This is a genomic window from Pseudoalteromonas sp. MIP2626, assembly GCF_013414205.1.
GTDB classification, from domain to species: domain Bacteria; phylum Pseudomonadota; class Gammaproteobacteria; order Enterobacterales; family Alteromonadaceae; genus Pseudoalteromonas; species Pseudoalteromonas nigrifaciens.
This window is the reverse complement of sequence record NZ_JAATTW010000078.1, coordinates 1-10851: the sequence shown is the minus strand read 5'-3', so window position 1 is coordinate 10851 and position 10851 is coordinate 1. Positions and strand designations below refer to the sequence as shown.

Annotated in this window: 7 protein-coding genes; 5 read left to right on the top strand and 2 right to left on the bottom strand. The window is 36.6% G+C overall.

Annotated elements, in window-relative coordinates; all coding sequences use genetic code 11:
* Positions 1 to 842: 842 nt before the first annotated feature.
* Positions 843 to 1925 carry a ParB family protein gene (locus HC000_RS17545; protein ID WP_010554745.1) on the bottom strand — a complete coding sequence of 361 codons (1083 nt, stop codon included), beginning with the start codon at positions 1923 to 1925 and terminating at the stop codon, positions 843 to 845.
* 4 nt (positions 1926 to 1929) lie between these two features.
* Entirely contained in the window at positions 1930 to 3135 is a 1206-nt protein-coding gene (locus HC000_RS17540) for a ParA family protein (protein WP_179808318.1), read from the bottom strand.
* A gap of 347 nt (positions 3136 to 3482) precedes the next feature.
* Between HC000_RS17540 and HC000_RS17535 the strand changes: the two genes are divergently transcribed.
* The 5 genes from HC000_RS17535 (at position 3483) to HC000_RS17520 (ending at position 10845) form a co-directional block, all read left to right on the top strand.
* Entirely contained in the window at positions 3483 to 4556 is a 1074-nt protein-coding gene (locus HC000_RS17535) for a replication initiation protein (protein ID WP_179808317.1), read from the top strand.
* A 1062-nt stretch (positions 4557 to 5618) separates the two neighbouring features.
* A complete protein-coding gene (locus HC000_RS17530) occupies positions 5619 to 8624 on the top strand; it encodes a TonB-dependent receptor (protein ID WP_179808316.1) in 3006 nt (1001 codons plus the stop codon).
* A gap of 158 nt (positions 8625 to 8782) precedes the next feature.
* Positions 8783 to 9013: a hypothetical protein gene (locus HC000_RS18460; protein WP_218911059.1), complete on the top strand. Its 231-nt coding sequence runs from the start codon at positions 8783 to 8785 to the stop codon at positions 9011 to 9013.
* On the top strand, positions 8937 to 9494 hold the full coding sequence (locus tag HC000_RS17525) for a Slam-dependent surface lipoprotein (protein ID WP_218911058.1): 558 nt from the start codon (positions 8937 to 8939) through the stop codon (positions 9492 to 9494). The genes HC000_RS18460 and HC000_RS17525 overlap by 77 nt, the downstream gene beginning before the upstream one ends.
* Before the next feature lie 61 nt (positions 9495 to 9555).
* Positions 9556 to 10845, top strand: coding sequence for a surface lipoprotein assembly modifier (locus HC000_RS17520; protein ID WP_179808315.1), 1290 nt, complete (start codon positions 9556 to 9558; stop codon positions 10843 to 10845).
* The last annotated feature ends 6 nt before the right edge of the window (positions 10846 to 10851 follow it).

The window sequence follows — 10851 nt, the reverse complement described above, 5'->3', positions numbered from 1 at the left end:
CCTCAGGTTAATATGCTGAGTAAATTATGCATAGGTGCCATTAACATTGGTATGTGGGGCTAATTACGCGCTTACTTTTCAATCAGCCTGATTCTGAGCATGTTAGTGCTATCTTATTTAGCAATGCAGCAACTATTACAAAGTTTAATCGTATGGGTAAGCTCGCTGGTATGGGGGGGAAGATATTAAAATCTTGAGGGATGGCACTCGGTTTAATCCTGATCCAGAGGCTTTTGCTGGCATACCTTTCCATGAAGATGTAGATTCGCCTGAGTATACGGAATCATGGTCAGAGAGTTTGGTAATATACCATAATCCAAATGCCTTGCATCCTGTTGACCCTAATAACTTTCCAGACATTTCACATATATTTTCGTGCGATGAAAATGGGGAACAAGGTTTCTATCAGCCATACGATGTGTTGAATTCAACCTCATTCGTTATTTCTACAAAGGAACCGATTCCTGAGTTAGCAAAAATATAACAAACGCTTTATAGCAGGCTTGCGCTCCTTCGTCGCTAATTTTAGCCTGCTATTTTACGCCGGTTAAGCGAAGCGTTACCAATGTCCGGTTATGGCACATAGCTGCCGAAAAACTAGCCCAGAAAACTCTAAACTTTATTATCTTGGTTTCATACTTTAGTTTAATTTTAACTTTTTAATATCAACCCAGCAGATATATGAGCGTGAGTCAGGCTAGATACTGTTGATTTATTCAGCCTGAATAACTACAAATAAAAAACACTAAAGACTTTAAAAACAATAACTTAAAACAAAATCTCCGTTGAGGAACCTAAAAGGTATTCACTCATAAATTAGCTATGACTGAATACCTTTATTATTAAAGCGAGTCTTGCAACACTTTAGCAATAGCCTGGTCTAAAGTATCTTGTACTTCTTTTGTTAGCTGTGAAAACTCATAAGCGAATTTTCTACCTTTAACGCGCTTACGTGCATAGGTATTCTTTTTGCTAAAATTTGCAAGTGGAGTAACGATAGCCTGCTCGGTTGGCTTAGGTTTGTATGTTTTAATAGCGTCTGTAACTATTTTTAATACAGCTTCTTTATAATCGTCTTGAACTAATTCACTATTGATATTAATTATATTGCTTTCTATATCCTTTATAAATTCATTTACGTTTTCACCTAACGTTTTTTGTACTGTATTTAATACTTTGTAGTCTGAGTGTGACAATAAAGAAATATCCGGAAACAGCTCAATAATAGCACTATCGATAGAGGCAGCAGTTAGCGCCTTACTTACCTTGGCTTGGCTTAAGCCCATTTCTTCAGCTAATTCAGATTGCGTGAGTTTTTTATTATATTTTTTTTCATAAAGCTGACTTTCTAACTGACAACGCATACCTATTTCACGTAAGTTGTGCTCTTTACTAACTTGCAGCTGCTTAGCTAATGCTTTAGCGTCACCAGAGCTAATATCGTCATCTGTGACTAATATTTTAAATGAGTTAATTTTACCTGCTTCAAGCAAAAACCTAGCTCTACGCCTGGAGCCATCTAGCAGATCAATTACGCCATTAACTCTTCGGCCTATAGCTGGATAATATTGTTGTATACATAATGAGTCTAGATCTTGAAGGGATTCTTTGGTTAGACCAGATTGATCTCGACCATTCACTTCAAATGTGACCGAAGTAAGCTCTTTAACTTGCTGATAACTTAATGTAATAGGAACAAATTGCGCTATTTTTCCTGATTTTAACTTCCAGGATACACTCTCTCCAACATTACTTATCCCTAGATGGGTTTGTAATACATCCATTAGTGATAATTTAGAACCAGTGATCTCTGCTTTTAATTGCTTTGCTAGCGACTCTATATTACTTTTCTGTCCTGACTCGATTGCATCTTGCGCTCCGACTGCATTGCCAAGTGGTGATCTTATTCCACGTTTTCTAGCCATGATTTTACTCCTGCTCCTGCTCTTGCTTACGCCATACATTCACAATATCGCGCTGTAGTTGACTTGTTACTTCATAAGCATTTTGCTGTGCCACTTGGTATGACATTTTACTTTTTGGGTACTCACTTTTAGACATATCAAACACCGTTGATAATAAAGATGATGCCTGCCTTACAGCTTCACTATTTTTAAATTCTTTAGAGTATAAATAAGGTGAAAAGCTACCATTAAGGCTATTGAGTAACTCCGTTGTTGTTGAACTGTCTTTATGATTTGTAATAAGTATTTTCATGAAGTCATACCCCTGATGCTTAGCATTATTCAATAATCCCCAGACTTGCGGTATATATGAAAAATAAGAACACGTTGCATCTATGTCATTTTCTGTAATTGATAGTGGAAAAAGTACACTGGTTGCGGCGAAGTAAGCGTTATACGTTGCATAGCCTAATGATGGAGGGGTATCTATTATGATAATATCGAATTCATCTTCAACTTCATTTAAAATCTTACTCAAAATAGAGTAGGGCGAACTTAGAGACTTATTAAATACGCCTTCATGAAACCACCCCTCAATACCACGATCTGATTGTGAGGCAGGTAAAATACGGAGGTTTGGAATTGTAGTAGGTAAAAAGGCACTTGAAATAGCTTCTTTTTTAGTTTCATTTTCGTCTAATTCATAGTTTCCCATGATCAGATCGCCTACAGATAAACAACCTTCTTGTGCTGATTCAGGGGCGTAATACATTGATAGTGTAGCTTGTCCATCCATATCAATAAGGCCTACGCGATACTCTTGATGAAACTCAGTAGCTAGTCCTGAACCTATTGTTGCACTTGACACTGTTTTACCAACACCACCTTTTTGATTCTGAATCACTATAATCTGTGCTTTCTGCTTATCACTACGTTTGAACTTAGGTTCTTTACGTAATTCAACAGAGAGCGAATCTCTTACTTTATAAATTTCTTCGATGTCAATTGACCACTGTGCATCTTCGTGTCTACGTGGGTCAATACCCAGTGAAGCGCAATACCTATCTAAAGTTTTTACATCAATATCTAAATATATAGATGCTTCAGCTCGCGTAAAACTTCTAAGCTCCTTACGATGATTTACTAAAAGCCTCTGATTGCGTCTTTTTATATAGCGATCAGCGCCTTCCTTTAAATCTTGAAAAATGTGAGTAGTCTTTTCAATGGTCATAGATGAATCCCTTTTTATTTAAAACAAGTGTATCCCTTGTTTTTTGAGTTGTCCATGCATTTTAGAGGTATTTGATTTTTTTAGTTTTATAATTTGAGTTATTCATATTGAATAATTACCAAAAAAGAAGCCGTAGGTGTTGGCAAATGTGGCTTGTAGGTAAAATACAACTTGAGGAATATTTTTATCGTTATTTTAAAAAATGACTATTGAAATACAAGCTCCCCTCATCATCGAAATATAAGCTAATTAGAGAGTATATTTTAATGTCTAATATGTGTAATCTAGTAAAAACACCAAGAATATGTCATCAACTAGCAAATACAGTCTCGACATTGGAAGAAGAAATGAGTATCGATGAGAAAAAGAAAGTAGTTTCAAGGGATTCTCTTCCTAAACACATAAAAAAGAGCCATCAGATAGTATTTAGTCGCCAAGATTTATCTGCCCGTGAAGCAGATATATTTGCACTCATGATTGCAACTATGAAAGAAAGTGATTGGGTTGGAACAACCCCTAAATACGAGTTTTCAGCATCTCAGCTCTCCAATTGGCTCAATATAGCGCCAAAACATATAGCGACATACCTTAACCCTGTAGCTATGCGGCTATCACGATATAGCGTTGGTATAAAAACTGAAGATGGTAATGGAGAAATTGAATTTGACTATAAACCAATATTTAAAAATATAAGCTATAAAAACCGCACATTTACAATGATACCTAATGATCTTCTGAAGTCTGAGTTTATAGAGTATAAGCAAGGATTTGCGCTGATCAATACCACAAGCTTTTTATGCATAAAACAGGAATACGCAAAGCGACTCTATGAAATACTTAGTAGGTTTAAAGAGCCCGGCTACGAAATGCACTTGATTAAGCTTGATGAACTAAAAGGTTTATTTGGTCTATATGATGAAAAAGGGAATTTAAAATCAGATAAATTATCTTTTAAAAATAATGGGGTTTTTATGCAGAGATGCATTAGAAGCAGCATTGATATTCTCAAGGCCAATCCGACAACAAATAAAGAACTATTATTTTATGAAAGTGCTAATGGTGAAGTTGGCTACGAATTAAAAAAACAAGGCAACAAAATCATAGCTATCAAATTCCTTATGAGTTGGATAACAAAAGGCAATATTGAGGAATTTAATGAACGCGATGCTATTTCTACTATTAAAAAGCTAGAGCTTAAAAGGCAGCAATTAAAGTCTGAAGGCAATGGTAAAAAATTATCAACTGCAGAACTTAAACTGTTACTTTCTGCATACAATTACACTGGTAATGAGGATCTATCTAATAAAATAGCTACAACCTTGATTGAAAGGCGTAATAACCGCGCAGAACAAGCATCCAGCAAAGAAGAAATTGATATTGCGAATAAACTGACTATAGATAATTTAGATATTCCATATTAAAAAGCATATTACATATTTTTGGTATGTACTCTTAATAACACCAAAAATATGTAATGTAGCTCATATAAAATATGCTCACATAGACCTATTTTTAATAACTTCCCATAAAATACGACGAATATAGCCCTACAAATAAATAAAACACCAATAATATGTTACGTACATGCAAAGATATAACCCTCAACACCAAAAATATGTTACGTACATACGAAGATACAAGCTCTCAACACCAAAAATATGTTACGTACATGCAAAGATATAACCCTCAACACCAAAAATATGTTACGTACATACAAAGATACAAGCTCTCAACACCAAAAATATGTTACGCATATACACAAATACAAACTTTCAATCTCAGAATTGTATTAAATATATTAAAAAAGAGCTTAATCTATCATTTTGCATGCTAGCAATGAGACATATACTATAAAAATAGTGTATGTCGTCAGAACCTTATTCTAAAAAAGAACACCAAATATATGTAATCTAAACACCAAATATATGTAATCTAAACACCAAATATATGATCCGAAACACCAAATATATGATCTAAAACACCAAATATATGATCCGAAACACCAAATATATGATCTGATATCATGTTTTTATCTTTTAATAACAATGACTTACAGGCGCCTATAGTCCTTATAGATCTTATAGTTTTAATAGATTTAATAGAATTAATAGGTACTGTGGATATGTGAATAAGTTAATGTCGAATCTAACGAGTTAATTAGATCAATATTTTACTAACTCATTAGTGAAATAGTTAACAATTAAGACTAATTACCCTATTAAGCTACTATTAAAAGGGATTAAGCTTTAAAAACACTGTGGAGTAGGTAAATACATGATCTCTAAATTATCTTTATTATCTAGCATCAATTAACTTGGACAGTTGATTTCATTAAGTCAGAACGTTACCTATAGACGGATATACATTATAAAAATTGAATAAAAACTTCTAACATAGACTTTTTTAAATAAATTATTTATTGAGGAAAATACGATTTCATTCGGTATATCGCTTAACTGATAACTAAAAGAAAGGAAATCGATATGCAATTCTTACATAGCCCTAAAATACTCACCTTATTACTCAGTGTTCATCTTGGGGTTACTAGTTTAGCAATGCCGATATTGTCACATGCGGCTAGTCCAATTACACATACATTTAATATTCCCGCGGGTAAACTTAATAATAGTTTAAATCAGCTCGCGATAACTGCAGGTATAGAGTTCCATTTAGATGCTCGTTTAACACATAAAAAACAAAGCCCTTTACTTAAAGGTAATTATAGCGCTGAGCAAGCTTTGAGTATTTTGCTCTCTAATAGTGGACTTTATAGTTTAATACAAGCAGATGGTTCATATAGAATTTTAGCAAAAGTAGATGAGAATAAAATAATTTTAAATACAATTAATGTAGCAACAGGAGATAACAATGGTGTCACTCGTGATGAAGCTGGTAAGCATGCAATTTATGATGACGATATATCTACGGTATATACATCAATAGATGAAATAGAACGATATAAGGGCAAAGATGCTGCTGATTTATTCAAAGGTATGCTCAATATTTACAGCGGTGATGCACGAAATGGTGGTGGTGTTGACCCCAGTATTCGCGGAGTGCAAGGACCTGGGCGAGTGCCATTATCAATAGACGGTACTGAGCAAGCAATTACTGTGTGGCGTGGTTATAGAGGGGTTTCAAATCGAAATTACGTTGATTCAAATTTAATTGGCAGTATTAAAGCAATAAAAGGTCCCTCTTTAACTCCGAATACACATACTTCTGTTGGTGGTGGGGTGCAAGTTAGTACTATTAGTGCTAGCGACGTACTGCTTGAAGGGGAAAGCAGCGGCGGGGGCCTTGTCATAGAGAGCAGTAATAATGCCGTTGATCCTAAGCTGCCCACTTTATTCACAGGGCAGGATTACAGGGATGTAGAAGGTTTCCCGCAAATGTCACCTAATTTTGCATATGGAGATCCTTCATTATGGCAAGAGATGAGTGGTAATAAAGAAAATAACCCTTTGTCAGGTGAAGATTACGCTTATCGTTTAGCGCTAGCTACGCGCCAAGATAACTATGAATTACTCGCCGCCTATGCATATCGTAATAAGGGCAACTACTTTAGTGGCACCAAAAAATCAGAGTTTTACAATAACCCTAATGATCAAGAGTTCAATATTACTAAAATGAATCCGCGTTCTCTAGCGCACCGTCAACGACCAGGTTATGAAGTGCCAAATACATCGAGTGAGTTGGAATCTTTCTTACTCAAAGGTGAATTTAAAATTAGTGAAAACCAGCAATTAAACTTAGGTGCACGTGTCACTAATGCGCAATATGGTGAAATTATGGCAAGTCGAGCTGGTGACATAGGTGAAAATGGTGAAATGGCGCAATGGCCTCTTAGTAAAGTTGAAGCACAAGCCTATAACATAAAATATCAGTGGAACCCGAAAAGTAAGTTTATTAACGTCACTTCAAACCTATGGAGCACCCATACTATTAGCAATACTAATTCTGCTGGCGGGTTCCCAAATTACGCTAATCCAATATGGGAGTTAGCGGATCCTGATGCAAGTCCAATAATACGTAATACAGCAGTTGCCAGTAACCGTGAGAACCGTTTTGGCTTTGATGTAAGTAACCAAATGATGTTATCCGATGAGTTGGAGCTAACTATGTCAGCGCGTTATCAATATCATAAAATTCGCTCAGAAGATGAATACCGGGGTACAGTCGATGGTTGGAAGCACTGGCCACGCGAGGGTAGACGAGAAGAGCTTGAAGGACAGTTTAATTTTAAATGGATGCCTAGTGAGTCGCTGATACTTTCAGCAGGTGCAAGTTATAAAAGTTATTGGGCGATTGATGACTTTTTATCAAGCCGTATTTCGGCTGGAGACGAGCGCTTTACGAAAGAACACTCTGCCGCTGAAGGTGTATATTTAGAATATAAAACAGCTTACACAGAAGCTGAACACCAAGAAATAAGAGAGCAAGAGAGAGAGCAGTTTGGTGATTCAAGCTTCTTTGTTGATAATCCTGCAGGATTGGAGAGTTTTCTTGATTTTAGAGAGAGTGATCGTAGAAAAAAACACAAAGCGGTCTTAGATCCATGGTTACATAATGGTGAGGGTAAATACCGCAGAGAGAATAATATATGTGTTAACGGGGAATTGAATAACGTAGCTAATTATATAGAAGGCAGTTGTCGCCAAGCGGGTGGGCCTGTAAATGAGTACGATAAGCAAATTGATGGCGGTAAAAAAAAGGGGAACCACTGGGCTCCAGCACTTGCTGCAACCTACTTATTAAATGAACATAGTCGAGTGTACATACGTTATACCGAGGGTATCCGCTTCCCGAGTATGTTCGAAAGTACCTTAGGCTTCTCGGCTAATAACAACCCTTACACAGGTATTAAACCAGAGCATACCTATAATTATGAAACTGCGTTTGTACATAACTTTGAGCAAGGGGATATTAAATTAACCTACTTTCATCATAAAACAAAAGATGTCATAGAACGCTCAGGTAATTTACTACGCTTTTACAATATTGATAAGCAAACATTGCAAGGGTTTGAGTTTCAAGGTCGCTATGACAATGGTTCGTTTTTTGCTGATTTAAGTTTATCTCATATGACTAAGAATGAAGTCTGTGATGAAAGCCTTGCAATTACTCAGGACCCTGTCGAGGGCTCAGTTCCGAATTGTGTACATGCTGGTTTTGCAGGTGGTTACTTAAGCGATCAAGCTATTCCTAATGACTCGGTTAATTTGAGCCTTGGTGGTCGTTATTTCGAAAATTCCCTAGAAACCGGATTACGAAGTGTTTATCTATCAGCAAGTAAAAGTGAAGAAGATCTTGAACGAGATAAAGCGCTGACTTTTGACGCATATGCAAAGTATAGCTGGAGTGAGCGCCTCAACGTTGAGTTGATAGCCACGAATTTAACCGATCTTTATTATATTGATCCACTGGTTCGTTCGAGTGTTCCAGCTCCTGGTAGAACTGTGAAGTTAAAACTACAAATGAGCTTTTAATTTATTGAATTAACTTAGTTGATTAGCTTAAAAAATAAACCCACAAACTAAATAGTTATTATTTTTTGTGGGTTTTTGTTTTTCGTTCGGTGTAGTTAATGAAAGCACCTTAGTTGTGCTTTTTATTTCATTGATTTTTATTTAAAAGGAACTGAAAAATGAACAAGTTATTCGCAACACTCGCAGTACTCACAACCACTTTTAGCTTTGCTGCTCATGCAAACTACGTAGGTACTCAAAATGACAATACCAATATTGAAGTAGGAGAGTCTACGGTTAATGGTGGTCCTCATGTAGCAGGGCGAGCTGGTATTGGCATCGCAGCAATGGGTCTCTACTCAACAGAAAGTCGATTTTCAGGCATTATCAGCTTATGCTCAACCAACTAACGGTATTCACTCTTTAAGCATGGGTCATGGTGGTATTGGCGCATTTAATTTTGCAAAAGTGGGTACTAGTGATGTTTGGTTTGGTGAATGGTCACAAGATTTTAACGGTAATGGCAACGACCGCGCAGTATATTATGTTGGCAATAGTACCAACACGACAGTACCAGTAAGCGGCACGGCTAGTTATGCCATTAAAGGGGTTAATAAATTTAGCGGTAGTAATCAGTTAACCGGGGATTTTACGGCTAATTTTGGTACACAAAAGTTAACTGGTAGCTTGGCTAATTCAGCGCTTTCAGTGAGCATTGATGCAGATATCGTGACATCTACGGCAGCTTTTTCAGGAACGGCGCTTGCCAATGGTGTGGTATTTGGTAATAGCGAAGGCCATTTCTTTGGTGCTGATGCAGCATCACTTGCAGGTATTGCCACTTTTGCAAACCGTCAATTAGATACTGCGTTTGGTGGAGCTAAAAAGTAACCGCAATTATTTAGTTGGGGCTAATATTTAGCCCCTTTAATTGACGCTTTTGAGTATTATTATGAGCCATCAAAATAAAAATCATTACTACCGAACAGTAATACAATTATGGGTACTAATGTTAGTGTTAAACTCCCCTTTCTTATCTGCATCGACTGAAACGCGATTACATTTACAGCAACGTATAGAGCAAAATATAAAACAAAATGAGCATTCAATCGTTGCCGATGCGGCGCGTGATTCAGCTAAACCTTCCTCTTTTACAATTAATGGGCAACAAATCCAAGTTAATAACAATGTTCATGAGTTGGGCCAAGCAGTCTATTTTTTAATTCAGCATAAGCAATGGCCAGCTGCACAAAATTTGTTATCTCGTTATGTGGTATTAGAAAATTACGATGTGATGCTAGTTCATTATGCGCAAGGTGCGATTGCTCGATCTGCTGGACGTTTAAACGAAGCTGAGCAGCAACATTTGGTTGTGCTGGCTCAACAACAAGATTTTTTACCTAGTCAATTAGAGTTGGCGCGGGTGTTGTTTGATAACAATAAAAATACTGATGCGCTTATATTGTTTGAGCATATTGCTGAGCAGTTACCAAATGACAACCCTAAGGTTGACGGTGTTCGTCACACTGTAAACAGTTTTATTGATGCGCTTAACTATCGTCAAGCTTGGCGAGGGTCTTTTTCGTTAGGGCCAAGTTTTAGTGATAACTTAAATCAATCATCACAAAGTTATACGTGTTTGCTTTGGCTACCGACTGAAGAGTGTTTAATCGAGCGTAAAACCCCGCCTGAAATATCGGGAGAGGGCGTTGACTTTGATGCAAATATTAGTAAACGATTTACGTTTTCTGGTCACCACGGGTTGAGTTTTCGAGGCCTTGCTTATGGCAGTAATTATTTAAATAACAGTGAATATAATGAGCACACTGTGATTGCTAGCTTAGGTTATAGCTATCAAACGGCTTATGAACAATTTTCAGCATCTGGGCAATTTAAATACAATGCATTAGGTAATAGCACACTTTACAGTGCTGCGGGTATTAAGCTTGATTGGCTAAAAAACCTTTCAAAAAAACTAAATATAAAACTTGAACTTGAAATTGAGCAGCAATCTTATCAACCTCAGCACTATAGTTATCAATCCGGTACACAATTGGCAAATTACAATACCCTTTGGTATCAGCTTAATGAACAATGGTTACTGTTTGGTGGTCTAGATTACAGTAAAAAGAATAACAGTGAACAGGTACATGCTTACCAATTATTTTCGAATGAACAACTCCCACTAAACGCTGCGCGTTTTGAAGGAGTTTCAAAAAGAAAGCCTAAGCTACCTTTTTAGGCTGGT

Bases quoted from the DNA above. Each gene is read 5' to 3' on its own strand.
- HC000_RS17545 (WP_010554745.1), bottom strand. From the start codon at position 1,925: ATGGCTAGAAAACGTGGAATAAGATCACCACTTGGCAATGCAGTCGGA.
- HC000_RS17540 (WP_179808318.1), bottom strand. From the start codon at position 3,135: ATGACCATTGAAAAGACTACTCACATTTTTCAAGATTTAAAGGAAGGC.
- HC000_RS17535 (WP_179808317.1), top strand. From the start codon at position 3,483: ATGAGTATCGATGAGAAAAAGAAAGTAGTTTCAAGGGATTCTCTTCCT.
- HC000_RS17530 (WP_179808316.1), top strand. From the start codon at position 5,619: ATGCAATTCTTACATAGCCCTAAAATACTCACCTTATTACTCAGTGTT.
- HC000_RS18460 (WP_218911059.1), top strand. From the start codon at position 8,783: ATGAACAAGTTATTCGCAACACTCGCAGTACTCACAACCACTTTTAGC.
- HC000_RS17520 (WP_179808315.1), top strand. From the start codon at position 9,556: ATGAGCCATCAAAATAAAAATCATTACTACCGAACAGTAATACAATTA.